Origin of the sequence: Asanoa iriomotensis, from assembly GCF_016862515.1 — a bacterium.
Classification (GTDB): Bacteria; Actinomycetota; Actinomycetes; order Mycobacteriales; family Micromonosporaceae; genus Asanoa; species Asanoa iriomotensis.
Map to the genome: position 1 here is coordinate 148,700 of NZ_BONC01000003.1, position 21,684 is coordinate 170,383.

General features: G+C 73.3%; 18 protein-coding genes and 1 pseudogene. 9 read left to right on the plus strand and 10 right to left on the minus strand.

The window, feature by feature from the left end:
* Nucleotides 1-94: 94 nt before the first annotated feature.
* Both Air01nite_RS03855 and Air01nite_RS03860 read right to left on the minus strand, forming a co-directional pair.
* Nucleotides 95-1,501 carry a trypsin-like serine protease gene (locus Air01nite_RS03855; protein ID WP_203700373.1) on the minus strand — a complete coding sequence of 469 codons (1,407 nt, stop codon included), beginning with the start codon at nucleotides 1,499-1,501 and terminating at the stop codon, nucleotides 95-97.
* A gap of 114 nt (nucleotides 1,502-1,615) precedes the next feature.
* Nucleotides 1,616-2,932 carry an FAD-binding oxidoreductase gene (locus Air01nite_RS03860; protein WP_203700374.1) on the minus strand — a complete coding sequence of 439 codons (1,317 nt, stop codon included), beginning with the start codon at nucleotides 2,930-2,932 and terminating at the stop codon, nucleotides 1,616-1,618.
* 47 nt (nucleotides 2,933-2,979) lie between these two features.
* Here Air01nite_RS03860 and pdxR point away from each other — a divergent pair, with 47 nt between their 5' ends.
* Complete coding sequence (gene pdxR, locus Air01nite_RS40960; protein WP_239090471.1) at nucleotides 2,980-4,383, plus strand: MocR-like pyridoxine biosynthesis transcription factor PdxR; 1,404 nt, start codon at nucleotides 2,980-2,982, stop codon at nucleotides 4,381-4,383.
* Nucleotides 4,384-4,404: 21 nt separating this feature from the next.
* Here the strand turns inward: pdxR and Air01nite_RS03865 are convergent.
* Nucleotides 4,405-5,781, minus strand: a pseudogene (locus Air01nite_RS03865) (PH domain-containing protein); the annotation flags it as partial.
* Entirely contained in the window at nucleotides 5,778-6,269 is a 492-nt protein-coding gene (locus tag Air01nite_RS03870) for a PH domain-containing protein (RefSeq protein WP_203700376.1), read from the minus strand. The pseudogene Air01nite_RS03865 and the gene Air01nite_RS03870, both read right to left, overlap by 4 nt.
* A gap of 116 nt (nucleotides 6,270-6,385) precedes the next feature.
* Here Air01nite_RS03870 and Air01nite_RS03875 point away from each other — a divergent pair, with 116 nt between their 5' ends.
* Together Air01nite_RS03875 and Air01nite_RS03880 are read left to right on the plus strand one after the other, a co-directional pair.
* Nucleotides 6,386-7,633, plus strand: a complete 1,248-nt coding sequence (locus Air01nite_RS03875) for a sensor histidine kinase (RefSeq protein WP_203700377.1) — start codon at nucleotides 6,386-6,388, stop codon at nucleotides 7,631-7,633.
* Nucleotides 7,630-8,283, plus strand: a complete 654-nt coding sequence (locus Air01nite_RS03880; protein WP_203700378.1) for a response regulator — start codon at nucleotides 7,630-7,632, stop codon at nucleotides 8,281-8,283. Before Air01nite_RS03875 ends, Air01nite_RS03880 begins: the two co-directional genes overlap by 4 nt.
* Here Air01nite_RS03880 and Air01nite_RS03885 read toward each other — a convergent pair.
* Nucleotides 8,280-8,717: a GNAT family N-acetyltransferase gene (locus Air01nite_RS03885; RefSeq protein WP_203700379.1), complete on the minus strand. Its 438-nt coding sequence runs from the start codon at nucleotides 8,715-8,717 to the stop codon at nucleotides 8,280-8,282. The two genes, Air01nite_RS03880 and Air01nite_RS03885, sit on opposite strands and share 4 nt — an antisense overlap.
* Nucleotides 8,718-8,771: 54 nt before the next feature.
* On the opposite strand from Air01nite_RS03885, the gene Air01nite_RS03890 reads away from it, so the two are divergent.
* Entirely contained in the window at nucleotides 8,772-9,677 is a 906-nt protein-coding gene (locus Air01nite_RS03890; protein ID WP_203700380.1) for a GNAT family N-acetyltransferase, read from the plus strand.
* Nucleotides 9,678-9,777: 100 nt separating this feature from the next.
* Nucleotides 9,778-10,878 (plus strand): hypothetical protein, encoded by a 1,101-nt coding sequence (locus Air01nite_RS03895; RefSeq protein ID WP_203700381.1) that lies wholly within the window; start codon nucleotides 9,778-9,780, stop codon nucleotides 10,876-10,878.
* Here the strand turns inward: Air01nite_RS03895 and Air01nite_RS03900 are convergent.
* Both Air01nite_RS03900 and Air01nite_RS03905 read right to left on the minus strand, forming a co-directional pair.
* A complete protein-coding gene (locus Air01nite_RS03900) occupies nucleotides 10,868-11,812 on the minus strand; it encodes a DUF2332 domain-containing protein (protein ID WP_203700382.1) in 945 nt (314 codons plus the stop codon). The genes Air01nite_RS03895 and Air01nite_RS03900 overlap by 11 nt on opposite strands.
* A gap of 27 nt (nucleotides 11,813-11,839) precedes the next feature.
* Nucleotides 11,840-12,598 carry a sugar isomerase domain-containing protein gene (locus tag Air01nite_RS03905; protein ID WP_203700383.1) on the minus strand — a complete coding sequence of 253 codons (759 nt, stop codon included), beginning with the start codon at nucleotides 12,596-12,598 and terminating at the stop codon, nucleotides 11,840-11,842.
* 52 nt (nucleotides 12,599-12,650) lie between these two features.
* On the opposite strand from Air01nite_RS03905, the gene Air01nite_RS03910 reads away from it, so the two are divergent.
* A complete protein-coding gene (locus Air01nite_RS03910) occupies nucleotides 12,651-13,562 on the plus strand; it encodes an N-acetylglucosamine kinase (protein WP_203700384.1) in 912 nt (303 codons plus the stop codon).
* Between the two features lie 111 nt (nucleotides 13,563-13,673).
* Here Air01nite_RS03910 and Air01nite_RS03915 read toward each other — a convergent pair whose 3' ends face one another.
* On the minus strand, nucleotides 13,674-16,127 hold the full coding sequence (locus Air01nite_RS03915) for a GcvT family protein (RefSeq protein ID WP_203700385.1): 2,454 nt from the start codon (nucleotides 16,125-16,127) through the stop codon (nucleotides 13,674-13,676).
* A gap of 116 nt (nucleotides 16,128-16,243) precedes the next feature.
* Here Air01nite_RS03915 and Air01nite_RS03920 point away from each other — a divergent pair, with 116 nt between their 5' ends.
* Entirely contained in the window at nucleotides 16,244-17,044 is an 801-nt protein-coding gene (locus Air01nite_RS03920) for a TrmH family RNA methyltransferase (protein WP_203700386.1), read from the plus strand.
* 7 nt (nucleotides 17,045-17,051) lie between these two features.
* Here the strand turns inward: Air01nite_RS03920 and Air01nite_RS03925 are convergent, their stop codons facing one another.
* Complete coding sequence (locus Air01nite_RS03925) at nucleotides 17,052-17,804, minus strand: class I SAM-dependent methyltransferase (RefSeq protein WP_203700387.1); 753 nt, start codon at nucleotides 17,802-17,804, stop codon at nucleotides 17,052-17,054.
* A 95-nt stretch (nucleotides 17,805-17,899) separates the two neighbouring features.
* On the opposite strand from Air01nite_RS03925, the gene Air01nite_RS03930 reads away from it, so the two are divergent.
* Complete coding sequence (locus tag Air01nite_RS03930; RefSeq protein WP_203700388.1) at nucleotides 17,900-19,294, plus strand: sigma 54-interacting transcriptional regulator; 1,395 nt, start codon at nucleotides 17,900-17,902, stop codon at nucleotides 19,292-19,294.
* A complete protein-coding gene (locus tag Air01nite_RS03935) occupies nucleotides 19,291-21,243 on the plus strand; it encodes a VWA domain-containing protein (protein ID WP_203700389.1) in 1,953 nt (650 codons plus the stop codon). Before Air01nite_RS03930 ends, Air01nite_RS03935 begins: the two co-directional genes overlap by 4 nt.
* A gap of 3 nt (nucleotides 21,244-21,246) precedes the next feature.
* On the opposite strand, the gene Air01nite_RS03940 is transcribed toward Air01nite_RS03935, so the two are convergent.
* Nucleotides 21,247-21,678, minus strand: coding sequence for a hypothetical protein (locus Air01nite_RS03940; RefSeq protein ID WP_203700390.1), 432 nt, complete (start codon nucleotides 21,676-21,678; stop codon nucleotides 21,247-21,249).
* Nucleotides 21,679-21,684 lie beyond the last annotated feature (6 nt).

Genomic DNA, 21,684 nt, shown 5'->3' on the forward strand with positions numbered 1-21,684 from the left:
GCCCGCGGGGCGATCAAGAGATGGCCGGGTAACCGTTCGAAGAAAGGCCCGTCAGAAGGGCCGACCCGGCAGTCACCCGGCCATCATAGGTGGATCAGAGCGTCAGCGTCCACGAGTTGAGGTAGCCGGTGTCGGCCGACGCCGCGTCGCGTACCCGCAGCTTCCAGGCGCCGTTGCGGGCCTCGCTCGACAGGTTGACCGTGAAGGTCTGGTCGACGTTGTCCGCGCTGCCGCCGCTGCGGTTGAGCAGCGTGTAGAGGCTGCCGTCCGGTGCCACCAGCGTCACGACCAGGTCACCGCGGTACGTGTGCACGATGTGCACCTCGACCGTCGACGTGCTGGACGCGTTGCCGGCACAACCGGACACGGTGATCGTGCTCTCCACGGTGGACAGATCCGGGATCGTCAGGTCCGTGCCGTTGGTGATGGCACCGCAGCCGCCGACCGGGTTGACACTCCAGGTGTACGACGTGCTCCCCGAACCGCCCGCCGAGGCGGTCGCCGTCACCGTGACGCCGTATGAGCCGGCGGTGGTCGGGGTGCCGGTGACCGTGCCGGTCGACGACGAGATCGACAGGCCCGGGGGCAAGCCGGTGGCCGACCACGTGTACGGCGCCGTGCCGCCCGACGCGCTGTGCGTCGCGTTGACGGCGGTGCCGACCGTCGAGGTCCGGTTGCCCGGGTTGGTCACGCTCACGCCGCCGCCACCGGGGCCACCGCCCAGGGAGACCGCGGCCGCGAGGATGTCGGCGGCGAAGTAGCGCACCTCGGTGTAGACGCCCGGTGCGTTCGGCTGCGCGCAGCCGATGCCCCACGACGTGATGCCGACCTGCACCCACTCGTTGTTGGCGTCCCGCTTGAACATCGGGCCACCCGAGTCGCCCTGGCAGGTGTCGATGCCGCCGCCGGGCAGCACGCCGGCGCAGATCTCCTCGTTGGGGATCAGACCGGCGTACGAGCCGCCCTGTGCCGCGCACGTGCTGTCGTTGATGAACGGGACGGTCGCCTTGCGCAGGTAGCGGGACTGGCCGCCGCCCTGCACCGTGGCGCCCCAGCCGGCCACCGTGAACGATCCACTGTGTAGCGACGTGTCGGTGGCGATCTTCAGCAGCGGACTGCTGATCGGGCTCGACAGGCGGATCAACGCCCAGTCCTTGCCGTCGCCGTTGTAGCCGGGTGCCCGGTAGACGTAGTTGGACGTGCGGGTGGTCCGGGCCGGGTCCTGGAGGTCGACGACGCCCCAGGTCGCGGTGATCGACGAGTTGTTGCCGGTGGCGCCGACGCAGTGCGCTGCGGTCAGCACCAGGCTCGGCGTGTACATCGCGCCGCCGCAGCCCATCGACAGCCGCACCATCCACGGGAACTCGCCCTGTGTGGCCAGCGTGCCGCCGACCACCTGGTTGGGACCGTCCGGGACCGGATCGGGCGACGCGCTGGCCGGGCCGGCCAGCGCCCCGCCGCCGGCAGCCAGTGCCGCGGCGGTCACCACACCGAGCAGCATCCTTCTTAGTCGGGACAAAGCATCCTCCCCCAAACCTCGTGAGTTTCGGGGAATTTAACGCCTTCGATGCCTTGTCCGGTCATACCAGAAAGACAGGTAGGCGGACGTGATGGATCAGTTCGGGGCGATGTTCTGATTGAGGTGGAAGACGTTGGCCGGGTCGTACGCCCGCTTCAGTGCGGTCAGCCGGGCGAGCTTCGCGGCGGGAAAGGCCTGCCGGACGCCGTCGGCGCCCTCGTCGCTGATCGTGTTGAGGTACTGCCCGCAGGAGAACGCGGTCAGCGGCGCGGCCGCGGTCCGGGCGGCCGCCATCCGGTCGGCGTCCTCGGCGGGGTCGGTCCACCTGGCCGCCGCGACGAGCTCGAACAGCGTGCCGCGCTGACCGTAGGCCGCGTCGTCGTCCGGCACGTCCTGGATCGCGCCGCCGTAGGCCTGTAGTGAAACACCCGGCCGCAGCGCCTCGTCGCCGCCGCCCCGCGCCGCGAACGCCGCCGCCGCGTCCGCCGGGAACCGGTCGAGGAAGAGACCTTTCCAGTAGCGCCGGAAGTGATGGCCGTCGACGGTGTCGTCGATGGTCTGCAGCTCCAGATAGGACAGTTCCCGGACCGACTGCCGGCGGGCGCGGCCCAGGTCGGCGAAGTCGGCGGTGAGCCGCCGGCCGGCCGCGGGGTCACCCACCCAGACGAAGCCGACGTCCACGGTGCCGGCGCCGCCGACCATCGCGGTGAACGTGGCCTGCCGCGGCGCGGCCGCGCTCAGGTCGCGCCAGCCCTCCAGCACCGCGACGGCGTCGGCCTGGTCGAACGCGTACTCGGCGATCAGTGCCCGGGTGCCGATCTCGTGCAGTTGGAACTCGAAGGACGTCACGATGCCGAAGTTGCCGCCACCGCCGCGCAGGCCCCAGAACAGCTCCGGATGCTCGGTGCGGCTGGCGGTCAGCACCTCGCCGGCGGCGGTGACGACCTCGTACGACAGCACGTTGTCGCAGGTCAGCCCGTACTGCCGGGCCAGCCAGCCCATGCCGCCGCCGAGGGTGAGGCCGCCGACGCCGGTGTGCGAGACGTTGCCGGCCGTGGTGGCCAGGCCGTGTGCCTGCGCGGCCCGGTCGAGCGCGCCGAGCAGCGCGCCGCCCTGGACCCGGGCCCGCCTCGTACGCGGGTCGACGGTCACGCCGCCCATCGGGGTGAGGTCGATCATCAGACCGTCGGCGGGCACGGCCAGGCCCAGCACGCCGTGACCGCCGCAGCGGACGCCGATCTCGAGGTCGTGTTCGCGGGCGTGGCGGACGGCGCTGACCACGTCGGCCACCGTGCCGCAGCGCACGATCAGCCTGGGTCTGCGGTCGACCATGGCGTTCCAGACGGAACGCGCGTCGTCGTAACCGTCGTCGGTGGGGGTGAGGACCTGGCCGGTGAGGGATGTCGTCGTCATGGCACACACGGTGCCAAGAATCGGTACTGCCGATAAGCTCCGATTCCATGGCGGAATCCTGGACCAATTCGTCGGCTGCCGCGGACCTGCTGATCGGTCTGGACCGGGCCGCGCCGCAGGCGCTGCACCGCCAGATCGAGACCGCCATCCGCGAGGGCATCCGGTCCGGCCGGCTGCCGCTGGGTGCCTCGCTGCCGCCGACCCGCGCGCTCGCGACCGACCTCGGCGTCTCCCGCGGCATCGTGGTCGAGGCGTACCAGCAGCTCGTGGCCGAGGGCTACCTGAGCAGCCGGCCCGGCGGGTATACCCGGGTGGCCGCCGGCCCGGCCCCGGCGTCTCCTGCGGCGGCGGTCGAGCCCGCGACGGAGGTCCGGATCGACTTCGGGTACGGCCGGGCCGACGTCGCCCACTTCCCGCGCGCGGCCTGGCTGCGCTCGCTGCGGCGGGTGCTGACCCAGGCGCCCAACGACCGGTTCGGCTACTCCAGCGGCCGCGGCGTGCCGGAACTGCGGCTCGCCCTCGCCGACTACCTCAACCGGGTCCGCGGCACCGTGGCGACCCCGGACACGACGGTGGTCACCAACGGCTTCGCACAGGGCATCGCACTGCTCGTCCAGGTGCTCGCCGCCCGCGGCGCCCGCCGGCTCGCCGTCGAGGACCCGTCACCCGACGACGACGCCCGGCTGCACGCCCGCGCCGCCGGCCTCGAGGTGATCGGCGTGCCGGTCGGCCCGGACGGCATCGACGTGACCGCGCTGGCCGCGGTGCGGGCCGACGCGCTGGTGCTGACGCCCTCGCACCAGTGGCCGACCGGTGGCGTGCTGCCGGCGCCGGCGCGGGCGGCCGTGCTGCGCTGGGCCCGCGCCAACGACGCGGTGGTGGTGGAGGACGACTACGACGCGGAGTACCGCTACGACCGCGCGCCGGTGGGCGCGCTGCAGGGCCTTGACCCGGATCATGTCGTGTACGCGGGCACGGCCAGCAAGACGCTGGCACCCGGGCTGCGGGTCGGCTGGCTGGTGGCACCGCGCGCCCTGGTCGACGACCTCGCGGCCGCCAAGGTCACCGCCGACCGCGGCGGCTCGGCCGTCGACCAACTCGCGTTCGCCGACTTCCTGGCCGGTGGCGAGTTCGACCGGCACCTGCGCCGGATGCGCCCGGTCTACCGGCGCCGCCGCGACACCCTGCTGGCCGGCCTGGCCCGGCACCTACCCGAGTTCCGGCCCGCCGGCGTGGCGGCCGGTCTGCACCTGGTCACCTGGCTCCCGCCGCACCTGGACGAGGACGCCGTCGTCCGCACCGGCCTCGCCCGCGGCGTCGGCGTGCACGGTGTCGGCCCGTACCGGCTCACTCCGGGCCCGCAGGGGCTCATCTTCGGGTACGCCACGCTCGACCCGCCGGCGATCGACGAAGGGCTCGGCCTGCTCGCCGCCGGGCTGCGCGCGCACTAGCTCGGCGACCTCGGCCGCCGCGATGTCGTGCGCCACGTAGGCGCCCTGGCCGGCCGCCGTCGTGGCGATCACCGTGGCCAGCCCGAGCCGGCGCTGGAAGAAGGACTGCTTCACCCGCCACCCGATCACCGCGGGTTGCCGCAACGCCGCCGTCGACCGGGTCGCAAGCCCGGACCGGACCACGAGATAGCCGTCGTGCACCGCGTGACCGAGGCTGCGGTAGGCCAGGACCGCGCCGGCCGTGGAGACGACCAGCAGCGTGGGGAACAGCCAGGCGGCGTCGGCGGGGGAGAGCCGGCCGGTGAACCGGGCATCGACCAGCAGGGCGGCGGTCGTGCCGACGGCAGCCCAGAGGAACGCCTTGACCAGCCGCCGGCGCAGCGCGGCGGGCGGCGCCGGGCGCAGCGGGCGGGTCAGCACGTCGCTGCCGAGGATCTTCGTCGCGGTCGACCGGGCGACGGAGACCGGGCCGCGCGGCAGGATGGTCGCTCCGCCGGTCGTGCTCCACAGGCTGACGCCGGTGGTGATCAGCGTGGTGTCGGCGACGCCGAGCCAGCGCCAGGCCTGCGGCTGGCTGATCTGCATGCCGCGGATCCGGTGCTCCTCGCGGTCGACCGAGGTGGTCCGCAGCAGTCCCTGTGTGGTGCGCAGGCTGCCGGCGGCGGTGCGGGTCAGCCGGAAGTCCCAGTGCGCGGCCACGAAGCCACCGACGAGGCCGATGCTGGCGATCGCGGCGAACCCGAGCACCGCGACGGCGAGGATCCAGCCGATCGGCGCACCGTCGGCCAGCTCCCGGGCGTGGTCGTACGCGTCGTAGCCGAACAGCCGGCCCAGCCAGTAGCCGCCCCAGATCAGGCCGGCGCCGCTGAACAGGCCCCAGATGCTGAGCACGTTGTAGAGGATCCAGCTCGGCCGGAAACGGGCCAGCAGCTCGCCGTCCGGTTGCGCCGGCCCGGCGGCGGCGGGGTCGAGCAGCTCATGCAGCCGCCGCGCGGTGGTGGTCGAGACCGCGTCGATGCGCAGCGCCGCGGTGGCGCCGGCGACCCCGGTCAACCCCGCGCCGACCGTGACCACCCGCAGCCCGAACAGCCGGTGCGTCAACCGGGCGTCGCTGCCCACGCTGCGGATCCGGTCGCGGGCGATCCAGCGCTCCTTGCGGGTGAACAGCCCGCCCCGCACCTCGACCCGCTCGTCGGTGATCCGGTAGCGGGTGGTCGCCCAGCGGGCCACGTCGGCGGCCGCGCGGGTCACGCCGAGCACGGCCACCACGAGCGCGGGCCAGGCGTCGCTCGGCTGCAGGCCGAGCACGCCGGCCGCGATCGCGGTGGGCACCAGCGAGATCGCGGCGCGCACCAGGTCGACCGCGATCACCTTGCGGTCGAGCCGGAGCCACGTCACGTCGCATCACCGGCCGTGCGGCCGACCGTCGCGGTGAGCCGGGCCGCCACCTCGGTCGCCTCCGCGTCGGGCAGCGCGACGAGTTGCACGGGTCCGCTCGCGGACGCGGTGGTCACGGTCACGGTGGCCAGCCCGAGCAGGCGCTGCAACGGGCCGCGGGTGGCGTCGACGGTCTGCACGCGGGACAGCGGGGCGACCCGCCACTCGCGCACGAACCAGCCCGACAGGGCGTAGACGGCGTCGTCGGTCGCCTCCCAGCGGTGCACGCGGTAGCGCCAGGACGGCACGACGGCGGCGTGCGCGGCCGTCAACACGACCAGCGCGACGAGCACCGGGCCGAGCCACGGGCGCCACGACTCGACGGACACGAAGACGACCAGAGCGGCGATCAGCGGTATCCCGCCGCCGAGCACACCGCGCAGCGTCCACCAGGCCACGGCCCGGGGCGCGACCCGGTGCCGAGGCGGGTGCAGTCCGAGATCCCCCATCGACTCAGCGTGGCGGTCCCGTGCAAGTGGTGCCACTGTCCATGGTCTATTCGCGTTGGCCGGTCGGCCAGGATTACTGGTCGGGCGGCGACCGGGCGGCGTCGTACCCTCGCGGCATGCCCACACACCCGTTCCACGCGCCGCGGTGGCTGCTGCCCGCGGAGCTGGCGGGCCTGTCGGTCGACGAGCCGCGTCGTCGCCGCACCGTCCGCGACTGGGCGGCCGACACCGCGCTGTTCCTCGTCGCGCTCAGCTTCATGGTGGTCAACGCGGAGGAGAAGCCGTACTACGCCGGCACGGTGCCGGAGTGGTTCCACACGGTCGACCCGTTCGTCACCCTCGCGGCCTGCCTCGCGCTGTGGCTGCGGCGGCGGCACCCGGTGGCGGTCGCCGGCTTCGTGTTCGTGGCCTACCTGATCGGTGACAGCGCGAGCGGCGCCGCCCTGGTCGCGGTGCTGACCGTCGCCGTGCACCGCGGGTGGCTGGTGTCCGTGCCGGTGGCACTGGCGTTTCTCGTGCCCTCGCTGTGGTTCAGCTTCGCCAACCCGCCGCCCGGCGTCCCCTGGCAGGCGATGTCGGCGATCGTGTTCCTCATGTTCGTCGTGCCGCTCGTGTGGGGGATGGCGGTGCGGTCGCGCCGGCAGGTCGTGGCCGGCCTGCGCCGCGACGCCGAGTGGACGGCGCGCGACCACGAGCACCGGCTCGCCGACGCGCGCCGGGCCGAGCGCGCCCGGATCGCCCGGGAGATGCACGACACGCTCGCGCACCGGATCTCGCTGATCTCGGTGCACGCCGGTGCGCTGGCCTACCGCACCGCGCAGGCCGAGGCCGGCGCCGGGCGCCCGCTGGAGGCGGGCGACGTCGGCGCCGCGATCGACGTCATCCACGGCAACGCCCGGCGGGCGCTGGTCGAGCTCGGTGACGTGCTCGAGGTCCTGCGCGCCGGCGAGGAGGAGCCGGCCGGGCCGCAGCCGCGGATCGCCGACATCGACCGGCTGGTCGCCGACGCCGAGGCGGTCGGCCAACGCGTGTCGATGACGGTCGAGTGCGAGCCCACCGAGACGCTGCGCGCCGCCGTGCAGCGCACGGTCTACCGCACTGTCCAAGAAGGACTCACCAATGCCCGCAAGCACGCTCCTGGCGCCAAGGTCGAGGTGCGGGTCGCCGGTGCGCCGGGCGAGGGCGTGGTGGCCACGGTGAGCAACCCGCTCGCGCCGGGCAGCGCGCCCGGCAACGCCATCCCCGGTGCCGGCGTCGGTCTGGCCGGGCTCGCCGAACGGGTCGCGCTCGACGGCGGCACGCTGGAGCACGGCGCCGAGCGGGGATGTTTCCGGCTGGTCACCCGGCTACCGTGGCCGGCATGACGGAGCCGGTGCGGGTGCTGCTCGTCGACGACGACGCGCTGGTGCGGGCCGGGCTGCGGCTGATGCTCGGCGGGGCGCCCGACATCGAGGTGGTCGGCGAGGCGGTCGACGGTGCCTCGGTGCCCGACCAGGTCAACCGCACCCGGCCGGACGTGGTGCTGATGGACGTGCGGATGCCGGTGGTCGACGGGATAGCCGCGACCCGCGCCCTCGCCGGCACCCGGCCCGCGGTCATCGTGCTCACCACGTTCGACGCGGACGCGACCGTGGTCGAGGCGCTGCGCGCCGGTGCCGCGGGCTTCCTGCTGAAGCACACGCCGCCGGAGCAGATCGTCGAGGCGGTGCGCCGGGCGGCGGCGGGCGAGCCGGTGCTCTCGCCGAGCGTCGCGCGCACGCTGATCGACCATGTCGCGGCCGGCGGCGACACGACCCGCCGTGACCGCGCCCGGGAGCGCCTGGCGGCGCTCTCCGAGCGCGAGCGGGCGGTGGCGTCGGCGGTGGCCGAGGGACTGTCCAACGGCGACATCGCCGAGCGGCTGTTCATGTCGGTCGGCACGGTCAAGGCGCACATCTCGAGCGCCCTCGCCAAGCTCGACCTGACCAACCGCATCCAACTCGCCCTGCTCGCGCACGACGCCGGCGACAGCTAACGCGGCCGGCGCGCCACCACCTCGTCGTCCTCGTGCTCGCCGGTCTCCGCGAAGCCCAGGCTCGCGTAGAGGGCGCGGGCGACGGTGTTGTCGGGCTGGTACGACAACGCGAAGCTCGGCGCGTCGATCTCGACGAGGGCCGCGCTGACCGCCGCCCGGCCGTAGCCCTTGCCCTGCTCGGTCGCGTCGATCGTGATGCCGCCGAGCCACGCGGCGCCGTCGGCCGGGTCGATCGCCCACATCAGGAAGCCGACGACGGTGCCGGCGGCGTCGGTGACCGCGAGCGGCTGCCAGCCGACCGGGCTGTAGTGGCACAACGCCAGGTAGTAGGCGGGATCCGCGACCCAGGCGCGTTGCGCGTCGGTGACAGCGAGGGCCGCGACCGCGCGCCAGTTGTCGGCGTCGACCGGGCGGAGCGTGACGGAGGAATCCATGCCCGCGATAGTGCCATCCGTAAATCCGGTTGCGGGGGCTGTTAGACAGGTCGCATGACTACCGTCCGGCCCGGCACCGCCGACGACGCTGCCGCCCTGCTCGCGATTCGCAACCAGGTCTTTCCCTGGCAGGTCAACACCGTCGCGGGGTTGCGGCACGGTTGGGAGTTGGCCGCGCGCAACGCCAAGGGTGCGTTGTTCGCCGTCGACGACGAGCAGGGGCTGGCCGGCTTCGCCCGGGCCGACCTCAATATCTTCACCTCCGAGGCCGGCGCGGCCGGCGCCACGACGATCGTGCGACCCGACGTGCGCGGGCGGGGCATCGGCAACGCGCTGCTCGCCGCGGTCGAGGCCCACCTGCGGTCCGTGGGTGGCCGCAAGCTGGTGGTCCACGCCGTCGACGAGCCCGACACGCTGCGCTTCCTCGAAAAGCGTGGGTTCACCCTCACCTACGACGTGCGTTACCAGCGGCTCCTGCTGGCCGACCTGCCGGAGGCGCCACCGATCCCCGCCGGCGTGACCGTCGCGACCATGGCCGAGGCCGGGCCCGAGGCGGTGTTCGCGGTCGACGTCGAGTCCATGGCCGACGAGCCGTCCGACACCCCGTTCGACAAGATCGAATACGACGACTGGTTCGAGGACATCTGGCACGACCCCAACGTCGACAAGGACCTCAGCCACGTCGTGCTGGTCGACGGCGAGCCCGCGACGATGACCTTCCTCTACGCGGATCGCGAGTCCGGCCGGTTCATGTCCACCGGCACGGGCACCCGGCGCGCCTACCGCGGTCGCGGTTTGGCGAAGATCGCCAAATCAGTCGCATTCCGGGCAGCGCGGGACGCCGGGTTCACCGAGGGATACACCGGCAACGACGAGATCAACAAGCCGATGCTGGCGATCAACGAGTGGCTCGGCTACCGGCCGATCGGCGCCGAGCGCTCCGCGGTCAAGGAGCTGTGAGCGGAGGGTAACCGGGGGCCGTCGATTCCGGCCCGGATCCCGGGTTCACACCGAGGCGAGAGCCGGTCTTCCTACCGTGGAAAACGGGGGGAGATCGGCCATGCTTCGTACTGCCTTGTCTCTCGCGCTCCTGGCACCCGCGTTGCCCGTGGCGGCGGCGCCCGCGGCGGCGGCACAGCCCGACGCCAGTCAGGTGGACGTGGCGGTGACCAGCACGGGACATCGGGACGCGGAATATCACGTCGTCGTCCGCAACTTCACGGCCGCGCCGACCGAACTGTCGGTCCGGCAGAGCATTCCGGACGGCGCCGGCGTGACGGCCACGAACCCGGCACCCGGGCCGGGCGGTTCGCCCGGCCCGGGGTCGCCGAACGAGATCGTCTGGCCCGTGCGCCTCGGCCCGTACGAGGCGACCACGCTGACCGCGACCTTCACGCCCGCACACGGCGGCACACCGGTGTCCGGCGCGGCGTGCGCCTACGTCGGCCTGGCCGGTGAGCCCATCGACTGCGCGGCGTCGGTCTGGACACCGGCCGGACCCGCGGTCCTCGACCCGCAACCCGAGCCGTGGTGGCGGCACTGGTGGGTCCCGGTGTTGGGCATGCTGCTCGTGGCGGCCACCGTCCTCTTCGTCCGGTACGGCTGGCCGCGCGCGGCCGCCCGGGTCACCGCGCTCACCGACCGGGGCCGCGCCGGCGTCGCCGTGGTGACGGCGCTGGTGCTGCTGGCCGGCCTTGGCGTGCTGGTGGTGGCGCTGGGTCTGCCCAAGCTGGCATCGGCCACCTCGGAGACGGCACAACGCGGGCCCGGATCGGGCTGGATCGGGCCGACGTCGTCCGGCGCGCTCGGCACGCCGTTGCGGGAGAACGCGTTCGAGTTCACCGCGTACCGGTTCGTCTGCGTGCCCGAGGGCTCCGGCCAGCGCTGCACCGCCGTGGTCGGGCTGACCAACCGGAGCACGACGCCCGAGTTCTGGCACCCGCACCTGCAACGGCTGGCCGTCGCCGGTGACCTGGCCGTGCACACCGACGAGATGGCGACCCGGGCGGCCAACGGCGGCCGCGACGTGTTCGCCGCGCCACTGGCGCCCGGTGACCAGCGGCTCGCGCAGGTCTCCTGGGCGATTCCGGCCGGCGCCACGCCAACCATGATCGAGCTGCACAGCGGCGCGTTCGCGAACGGCGTGCGGGTCAGGGTGTGAGAGCGAACCAGCTCAGCTCCTGGCCGTGCCCGCGCGCGTACGCCAGCGGCGTGCCGTCCAGGGTGAGCACGTTGTGCAGCCCGGGAGCGGGCGGCGGGGGCAGCGCGGGCAGGCCCAGCACGTCGGGTGTCTCGAGGCCCACCCAGTGCCCGGGCAGGTCGCGGACCAGCGCGACGAAGGCGTCCCGCCGTGGCTGCGGCACCTGGTAGAGCACCGAGGTGTGGAAGACGACCAGCGTCGCGCCGGGCGGTGCCTGCGCCGCCAGCGCCGGCAGGTCGTCGACGAGGTCGCCGCGGACCAGCAGCGGAGGGTCGGCGGCAGCCACCGCGGCAGCGGCCCGCAGCCGGTCGCGGCGGTGCTGGTGCTCGGGCCAGATCAGCGCGTCGAGCCAGGCCACGTCGGCGGGCTCGGTGACGTCGAGCGGGTTCAGGTCGAGTCCCGCCCGCCACACCACCTCCGGCAACGCGGTCGGCGGCGTGAGGCCGGTGGCCGCGCACTCCAGCAACGGCTCGCCTGACCCCACGACCTGGTCGCCGTAGCGGTACGCGTACCGGTCGGGATAGAGGCCGAGGCCGGCGGACGCGCCCACCTCCAGCAGCGCGAGGGGTTGCGGCAACGCGGCCAGCACCGGCAGCAGCACCGCGCACCGGCCTGCCTCGTTGGTCTGCGTGGCCCGGGTGCGCATGGCCGCGGCGATCGTCGCCCAGTTGGCCAGGGCGTAGGCCCGGAACTCGGCCGGGTCGCCGACCGGACCGCCGAGCCAACGGACCACGCCGAACAGCAGGTTGGGTTGGCGCTTTGCCTCCGGAAGCCCGTCGAGCAGGGCGATCAGTTCGTCGTCGCGGGACACCGCGTCCGCCAGTCGTTCGTAGGCCGGTGAGACGCCGCGCGCCTCAGCCGCCGCGAATTCCGCGTACCACAGTGCGGTCGTCATGCCCGTCATCTTGCCGCAGGGCGGCGGTCAGGAGGCGGTGCGGCGGATGCGGCCGGCGTAACGCGCTTCAAGCTGCCGGTTGTGTTCGTCGCCGCCGGGCACGTTGTAGGAGATGTAGATCGGCGGCGTCTCGCCCGACGCGACGATCCGGGCGACCACCTCGCAGACCAGTTGCTGGGCGAGCAGCGCGCCGGTGATCGAGGAGATCGCGCCGACCTTCGCGCCGCCGTCGCCGACGGGCAGCGCCGCGTCGCCGTAGGGCGCGCCGTTGTCGAGCACCACGTCGGCCAGGTCGGCGAGGCGCCGGCCGGACGGGTGCTTGGGCGACACGGCCATCGTGTGCGCCAGCGAGGTGACCGCGATCAGACCGTGCCCGTGCTCCTTGACGATCCGGGCCAGCTCGACCACGACGCCGTTGACCCCGGAGCTGGAGGCGATCACGAAGACGTCGGCGGGCTCGACCGGCACCAGCTCGAACAGCCGGTGGGCCACCGCCGGGTCGCGCTCCAGGAACGGGTCGTTGAGCACGGTCCGGTCCGCGCCGCCGAACAGCACCAGGTCGCGCAGGGCGATCTTGTTGGCGGGCACCAGGCCGCCGGCCCGCCCGGCGATCTCCATGGCCAGCGCCTCGGAATGGCCGGCGCCGAACGCCTGCACCACGCCACCGGCGCGCAGCGCCGCGGTGACCAGGTCGGCGGCCCGCCGTACCCCATCGGCCTGGGTCGTCGCGACGTGGTCGATCGCGGCCCTGACGGCCGCGAGATAGCTATCGGCGCCGATCGTCATGCGGTCATTGTCGTCCTGGCTTTCCGGGCGGGTGCGGCGCAGCATGTGTGTCGTGAACGAGCCGTTGGTGATCGGTGGCGACTGCGGTGGCACCAGCACGCGCGTCGTGGTGACCACAGTCGACGGAACCGTGGTCGGCCGTGCGCGCGGCGGGCCGGGCAACCCGGTGGCGCGCCCGCCGGCCGAGGCGGCTTCCGCCCTCGTCGGCGCGGTCCGAGCGGCGCTGGGCGACCTCGACGCGGCGCGGGTGGTGGGTGCGGTGGTCGGCGTGGCCGGCTACAGCCGTCTCGCGACGCCGGAAGGAGCCGCGGCCTACGCGGCGGCCTGGTCGTCGACCGGGGTGCCGGTGCCGTTGCGCACGGTCGCCGACACGGTGGTGGCCTATGCGTCCGGCGGCCACGACCGGCCGACCGGGTCGGTGCTGATCGCGGGCACGGGCGCGATCGCCTGCGAGATCGTCGACTGGTCGGTGCGCCGGCGGGTCGACGGGATCGGCTGGCTGCTCGGCGACGAGGGCTCCGGCTTCTGGTTCGGCGTGGCTGCGGCCCGCCACACCGCACACGCCCTGCACGCCGGCGCGACCGGCCCGCTCGTCTCTTCGGTGCACGCCGCCGTCGGCGGCGCCGGGCCGGAGGGCTTCGTGAGCGCCTTCTACGGCCTGGCCCGCGACAAGATGGCCGCCCTCGCCCCGCTGGTGTTCGAAGCGTCCCGCACCGGCGACCCGGCCGCCGAGGCGATCGTCGCCGACGGCGCCGACCGCCTGACCCGGACCCTGCTGGCGCTGCCACCCGGCGCCGGCCCGATCGTCCTCGCCGGCGGCCTCCTGACCGCGGTCCCGGAGCTGTCCGCCGCGGTGCGGGAGCGTCTCCACACGGCCACCGGCCGCACGACCCTCCTAGCCGGCGACGCGGCCTCAGCCGCGGCCCGCCTAGCGGCTTCAGGCGAAGGAACGGTCCGTTATTAACGCTTTTCGCATAGGAACGGTTCGTTATTAACATCGCCTGCGGCCACGGCTGCCGACGTGCGTTAACAAGGGACCGTTCCTATGCAGAAACCGTTAACAACGGACCGTTCCTTACATGCGGATGCGGGTGTTGGTGGGGTCGTAGAGGGGGCGCAGGGAGCAGCGGGCCGGCACGATCCGGTCGGCGACCTCGACCGTCCACTCGCCGCTGTCCAGCCACGCCTGGTCCAGGCCGGCGCCGTCCGCGCGGGTGAGCATGGCCAGGCCGACCGCGCCGCCGAGGGTGAAGCCGTAGGACGCCGCGCGGATGTAGCCCACGGCGACGCCGTCGCGGCGGACCACCTCGCCGTGGAACATCAGCGGCTCCGGATCGGTCAGCAGCACCTGGACCAGGCGGCGGTGCAGCGGGCCTTCGGCCTTGCGGGCCAGAACCGCGTCGCGGCCGACGAAGCCGCCCGGCTTGTCGAGCGCGACCGCGAAGCCCAGCCCCGCCTCCAGCACCGAGTCGGTGTTGTCGATGTCGTGCCCGTAGTCCCGGTAGCCCTTCTCCATCCGCAGGCTGGACAGCGCCTTCAGCCCGGCGTGCCGCAGCCCGACCGCCGCGCCGGCCGCCGTCAGCCGCTCGTACACGTGGATCGCCTGTTCGGTCGGGATGTAGAGCTCGTAGCCGAGCTCGCCCAGGTAGGTGATCCGGACGCAGAGCACGCGCGCGAAGCCGAGGTCGATCTCGCGGGCGGTGCGGAACGGGAACGCCTCGTTGGACAGGTCGGCGCTGGTGACCGACTGCAGCAGCTCCCGCGAGCGCGGCCCCTGGATGTTGAGCTGCGCGTAGCCGCCGGTGACGTCGGTGACGAAGGCGTGCCGGCCCTTGGCAGAGCGCTCCATCATGGACAGTGCGTGGCGATGGGCGGTGTCGGAGGCGACCACCCAGAACCGGTCGTCGGCGAGCTTCGTGACCGTGAGGTCGGCCTCCAGCGTGCCGCGGTCGTTGAGCCACTGGGTGTACGTGATCTTTTCCGGGTCGCCGTCCACCGCGCCGGCCGAGAGGTGGTCGAGCATCGCGCCCGCCTCGTCGCCGCGCACCAGGTATTTGGACATGAACGACATGTCCATCAGGATCACGCCCTCGCGGGCGGCCTTGTGCTCCTCGGCCCAGTAGGGGAACCAGTTCTGCCGGCCCCAGGAGAGCTGTGCGACCCGTGGCTCGACGCCGGGTGGCGCGTACCAGTCGGCGCCCTCCCAACCGCTGACGTCGCGGAAGTAGGCGCGCTGCGCGACCAGCCGGTCGTGGAACGGCGAGAGCTTCGCGCCGCGCGCGGTCTTCATCGACAGGCCGGGGAAGTGGGTGGCATAGACCTTGCCGAGCGATTCGACGGTACGCGTCGCGCGATAGTCCGGTGTGGACTGATAACGCTCCAGCCGGTCGATGTTCATGCCCGTCACGTCGATGTCGGGCTGCCCGTCGACGATCCAGTGCGCCAGCGCCCGGCCGATGCCGCCGCCGGTCAGGATGCCGATCGAGTTGAGCCCGGCCGCGACGAAGTAGTTGCGCAGCTCCGGCGCCTCACCGAAGACCGGCGACAGGTCGGGCGTGAACGACTCCGGGCCGCAGAAGAACGTGCGGACGCCCACCTCGCCGGTGATCGGGACGCGGGCCATCGCCTTCTCCAGGTACGGCGCCATCCGGTCCCAGTCCGGTGGGATCGTGCCGAACGAGAACGCCTCGGGGACCCGGTCGACGTGCCAGGGCGCGCACTCCGCCTCGAACAGCCCGACCATCAGGCCGGCGCCCTCCTCGCGGTAGTAGCCGTAGGAGGACGGGTCCTCCAGCACCGGCAGGTCGCCCGACACCCCGGCGATCGGTTCCGTGATCAGGTAGTAGTGCTCGGCCGCCTGCAGCGGGATGCTGACGCCGGCCTGCTCGCCGAGCTGCCGGGCCCACATGCCGGCACAGTTGACGACGTACTCGGCCTCGATGTCGCCCTGCGGGGTGCGCACGCCGGTCACCGTGTCGCCGCGGCGCAGCACGCCGGTCACCGGCACGCCCTCGATGATCGTCGCGCCGCGCAGCCGGGCGCCCTTGGCCAGCGCCATCGTCACGTCGACCGGGTTGGCCCGGCCGTCCTCGGCGACGTAAAAGCCGGCCAGCAGGTCGTCGGTGTGCGCGAGCGGGAACAGCTCCTTGATCTCGCCCGGCCCGATCTCCTGCACGTCGATGCCGCAGAGGCGGTTGAAGGCGGAGACGCGGCGGTATTCCTCGAGCCGGTCCGCGTCGGCGGCCACCTCGATGAAGCCGACCTGCTTGAGCCCGGTGGACTGGCCGGTCTCGGCCTCCAGCCGGGCGTACAGGTCACGGGTGTATTTCCGCATCTCGGTCGAGGTCTCCGACAACGACCCGAACGTGACCATGAGCCCGGCCGCGTGCCAGGTGGTGCCTGAGGTCAACTTGTCCCGTTCGAGCAGGACGACGTCGGTCCAGCCCTGGGCAGCCAGATGGTAGGCGACCGAGGTGCCGATCACCCCGCCGCCGATCACTACTACCCGCGCACGTTCCGGAAAAGCCACTTCCGCCACCCCAGTGCCTACTAGATTCCTCGGACGTGGTGCGGCGAATGCCGCACCACGTCCTCCGGCGAATCCGACGATGGTAAACACAGGCCCGTGCGGAATGAGGTGGCACGGTGAAGATCACGACGCGGAACGCGACGTTCCAGCAGTGGCAGGCGCTGTTGACCAATCGCAACAAGCGGCAGCGGGCGGGTGAGTTCCTGGTCCAGGGCGTACGCCCGATCAGCCTCGCGGTCGAGCACGGGTGGGAGGTCCGTCAGTTGATCTTCCCGGCCCGGCGGCGCCTGTCCGAGTGGGCGACCGCGCTGCTCGACAAGGTCCCGGAGCCGGTCGAGATGGCCGCCGAGCTGCACGCCGAGCTGGGTGAGAAGGAGGACGCCGAGCTGGTCGCCGTGGTCGGGCTGCCGCCGGACCGGCTGGACCGGCTCGGCCACCACGTGCCGGACCGGGCCGGGGCGCCGCTCTACGTGCTCTTCGACCGGCCGACCTCGCCCGGCAACCTGGGCACGCTGATCCGGTCCGCGGACGCGTTCGGCGCCGAGGGGCTGGTGGTCTGCGGGCACGCGGCGGACCCGTACGACCCGCGGGCGATCCGGGCCAGCACGGGGTCGATCTTCGCGCTGCCGGTCGTGCGTACGTCGGCGACGGCCGAGGTCATGGAATGGGCTTCCCCGTTGCGCCTGGTGGGCACCGACGAGCGGGCCACGGTCGACGTGGCCGACGCCGACCTGCGCGGGCCGACGCTCCTGCTGGTCGGCAACGAAACGGTCGGGCTCAGCGGTGCCTGGCGGCAGGCCGCCCACGAGATGGTGCGGATCCCGATCGGTGGCGCGGCGTCGTCGCTCAACGCGGCGGCCGCGGCCACGATCGTGTTGTACGAGGCGGCCCGCCAACGCATGCGCCGGGAGGAATGAGCCTGGTCTAGCGCACCCCGACCACCGCGGCGTCGGTGCCGCCGCGCCAGGCCAGGCCGACCTCGGTGAAGCCGGCATCGCGCAGGGCCGACTCGTGCCAGGCGGCCGGCGGGGTCCAGTCGTTGTGGTGGGTGCTGTCGAAGATCTTCGTGCGCTCCGCGTAGTGCGGTGCCAGGATCTCGTCGCCGGCCACCAGGTCCCACCAGGCGGGCCACGAGATCGCGGCACCCGCGGCGTAGCGGGCGTTGCGGCGCTCGCGGGCCCGGTCGCGCAGGGTCGCGCTCAGCACCGGCAGGCCCTCGTCGGGCATGTGGTCGGCGTTGACCAGCACGCCGCCGGGCCGGAGCAGGCCGGCGACCTCGCCGTAGAGGGCGGCCAGCCGCCCGCCGTCGAGCCAGTGCAGGGCTGTGGCGGACAGCACGGCGTCGTAGCCGTCGTCCGGCAGGTCAGCGGTCCAGGACGGCTCGCGCAGGTCCGTGGCGACGATCGCGGTGCGGTCGTCGAGGCTGGCCCTTGCGATGGTCAGCAGCACCGGGTCGACGTCGACCAGGGTGGTGGTGCCGCGGGGGAAGCGACGCAGGGTCCGCAGCGAGATCGATCCGGTGCCGCCGGCCAGGTCGAGCACCCGGGGTGCGGGGCCGGCGACGGCCTCGACGATGTCCAGCATGGCGGCGAACCGCTCCTCGCGATCGGGGAGGAACGCCTCTTGCTGACGGTCCCAGCTCTCCTGCCAGGCGGCCGCGTCAAGGTAAGGACTCATGTGCGTCACACTAGTTACATCGGGAACATCCTGTCCACCCGTTGTTCGCCGTGAGCGATACGCGCCCGGAACGATCGCGAGATAGCGTCGGTCGGGTGACAGAAAACCTGCCTCGTACGGTCGGGGAGCTGCGGGCCGCCGGCTACACCTATCGGACGGTCAAGGAGGAGCTCCGGGCCAACCTGCTGGAGCGGATGCGCACCGGCGAGCCTCGTTTCCCCGGCATCGTCGGCTACGACCAGACGGTGCTGCCCGAGGTCGAGCGGGCCATCCTGGCCGGTCACGACATGGTGCTGCTGGGCGAGCGCGGCCAGGGCAAGACCCGGCTGATCCGGTCGCTGGTCGGGCTGCTCGACGAGTGGACCCCGGTGCTGCCCGGGTCCGAACTCAACGAACACCCGCTGCGCCCGCTGACGCCGTCGTCCCGGCGCGCGGTCGAGGAGAACGGCGACGGTCAGCCGGTCGACTGGCTGCACCGGTCGATGCGCTACGGCGAGAAGCTGGCCACTCCCGACACCAGCGTCGGCGACCTGGTCGGCGACGTCGACCCGATCCGGGTCGCGCAGGGCCGCACCCTCGGCGACCCCGAGACCATCCACTTCGGACTCGTGCCGCGCACCAACCGCGGCGTCTTCGCCGTCAACGAGCTGCCGGACCTCGCCGAGCGGATCCAGGTCAGCCTGCTCAACGTGCTCGAGGAGCGGGACATCCAGATCCGCGGCTACCAGCTCCGGCTGCCGCTGGACGTGCTGCTGGTGGCGAGCGCGAACCCCGAGGACTACACCAACCGCGGGCGGATCATCACGCCGCTCAAGGACCGGTTCGGCGCCGAGATCCGCACCCACTACCCGCTGGAGCTCGACCTCGAGCTCGACCTGGTGCGCCAGGAGGCCGACCTGGTTGCGGCCGTACCCGATCACGTCCTGGAGGTCGTGGCCCGGTTCGCCCGCGCGGTCCGCGAGTCGCCATCGGTCGACGCCCGGTCGGGTGTCTCCGCCCGGTTCCCGATCGCGGCGGCCGAGACGGTCGCCGCCGCCGCGCTGCGCCGCTCCGGCCTGCTCGGCGAGACCGAGGCGGTGGCCCGGATCGGCGACACCGAGTCGGTGACCAGCACCTTGCGCGGCAAGGTCGAGTTCGAGAGCGGCGAGGAGGGCCGGGAGATCGAGATCCTGGCCCATTTGCTGCGTACGGCGACCGCCGAGACGTTCCGCGCCCGGCTGGCCGGGCTCGACCTGTCGAGCTTCGTCAACCTGGTCGCCGAGGGCGACATCGTCGAGACCGGCGAGCTCGTGCCGGCCGAGGAGATCCTCCGCCAAGTCGGCACGCTGCCCGGGCTCGCGAAGGTGCTCGACCGGCTCGGCCTCGGCGACGCGCCCAACCGTGGCGAGGCCGCCGCCGGCATCGAGTTCGTGCTGGAGGGGCTGCACCTGACCCGGCGGATGTCCAAGGCCAGCGGCGACGGTCGCACGATGTACGGCAGCCGGGGATGAAACGCAACCGCTACGGCGCGTGGGAGGGCGGGCCGGACCCGCTCGCGCCGCCGTACGACGTCCGCGCCGCGGTCGACGAGGTCGGCGCCGACGTGCTGGAGGGCGGCTCGCTCCGGGACGCCCTGCGCAACCTGCTCCGCCGTGGCCTGTCCGGTCGCGGCGGCCTCGACGACCTGCAGGCGCGGGCACGCCGGATGCGCCGGGACGCGATGCGCCGTGGCCAGCTCGACGGCGCGGTGACCCGGGCGCAGCAGCTGCTCGACCAGGCCTTGGCCGCCGAGCGCGACGAGCTGTCGGGCCGCGACGACGAGGCGGCGGCCTTCAACTCGGCCATCCTGGACAACCTGCCGCGGTCGACCGCGCGGGCCGTCGAGGAGCTGCGCGAATACCAGTGGGCCAGCGACGAGGGCCGGCAGCTCTACCAGCAGATCCTCGACGGCCTGCGCGACGAGGTGGTCGAGCAGCGGTTCCGCGGGCTCCAGCAGAGCCTGCAGGACCCGGCGGCGCAGCAGGCCGTCGCGGAGATGATGCGTGACCTCAACGCGCTGCTCGCCCGGCACGCCCGTGGCGAGGACACCACCGACCAGTTCGCGGAGTTCATGCGCCGGCACGGCGACTACTTCCCCGAGCAGCCGCAGAGCGTCGACGAGCTGGTCGACGCGCTGGCCCGGCGGGCGGCGGCCGGTGAGCGGCTCATGCGCTCGCTGTCGCCGCAGCAGCGCGAGGAACTGGCGTCGCTGATGCAGCAGGCGCTCGGCAACGGCGACCTGGCCCGGGAGATGGGCGCGCTCACCGACAACCTGCGGGCGTTGCGCCCCGACCTGGGCTGGGACCGCCGCGAGCGGATGAGGGGCGAGGAGCCGCTCGGGTACGGCGAGGCGACGGGCGCCCTGGAGGAGATCGGCGAGCTGGACGACCTGATCGACCAGCTCGGTCAGGAGCACCCCGGCGCGACGCTCGACGACGTGGACGTCGAGGCGGTCGAGCGGGCGCTGGGCCGGTCGGCGGCCGACGACGTGCGCCGGCTCCAGGAGCTGGAGCGCGAGATGCGCCGGCAGGGCTGGGTCACCCGTGACGCTGACGGTCTGACGCTGTCGCCGAAGGCCCTGCGCAGGCTCGGCGGCACCGCGTTGAACAGGGTGTTCGCGGACCTCGCCGGTGGCCGGCGCGGCCAGCACGACCTGCGCGACGCGGGCGCGGCCGGCGAGGTGACCGGTGCCTCCCGGCCCTGGGAGTACGGCGACGAGCAGCCGCTGGACGTCGTCCGCACGGTGACCCGCGCGGTGGCCCGGCGGGGTGCCGGCGTGCCGGTCTCGCTGGCGGTCGAGGACTTCGAGGTCGTGGAGACCGAGCGGCGCGCCTCGGCGGCCGTCGCGCTCTGCGTCGACCTGTCGTTCTCGATGGTCTCCGAGGGGCGCTGGGGCCCGATGAAGCAGACCGCGCTGGCCCTCTCGCACCTGGTCGCCACCCGGTTCCCGCAGGACGCGCTGCAGATCATCGGCTTCGGCCGGTCGGCGGCGCCGCTCTCGCAGGCCGAGTTGGCGGCGATCGAGCCCGACTACGAGCAGGGCACCAACCTGCACGACGCGCTCCGCCAGGCCGGCCGGCACCTGCGCAAGCACCCGGAGGCCGAGCCGGTCGTGCTGGTGGTGACCGACGGTGAGCCGACCGCGCACGTCGACGAGGACGGCTACCCCGTGTTCATGTGGCCGCCGACCCGGGAGACCATCACCGCGACCGTGCAGGAGGTCGACCGGCTGACCCGCTACGGCGCGACGCTCAACCTGTTCATGCTCGGCGAGGACCAGGGGCTGCGGCGGTTCGTCGACGCGGTGGCCCAGCGCAGCGGGGGACGGGTGTTCACCCCGTCGTCCGGCGACCTCGGCGCGTACGTGGTCTCCGACTACATCCGCGCCCGGCGCGGTCGCCGAGGCTCCCGGGCGGCTTAGCTCTCAGCCGCCGGCGGTGGTCGGGGCCGGTGAGGCCGGTGCCGTCGCCGGCGGTGGTGCGGGCGGGGTCGGGTTGTCGCCGGCGAAGACGCCGGTCGCGAACAGGATGCCGAGGATGACGCCGATGACGCCGATCGCGACGGCGGCGACCATCATCGGGTCGCGACCTGTGCCGCCCCGGCTCGACCGCCGTGGTCGCCCGCCGCCGTAGTTCGTCGGGCCGCTCGGTGGGCCGCTGGGCGGGCCGCTCGGTGGGCCGCCGTAGCTGGGTGCACCGCTGGTCGGCGCGCCGTAACTCGGCCCGCCGCTGGTCGGCGCACCGTAGCTCGGGCCGCCGCTGGTCGGCGTGCCGTAGTGCGGTCCGCCGCTGGTCGGTTCGCCATAGCTGGGCCCGCCGCCGTACACGCGGCCGCCCGGTCGCTCCTGCGGTTGCATGGCAGG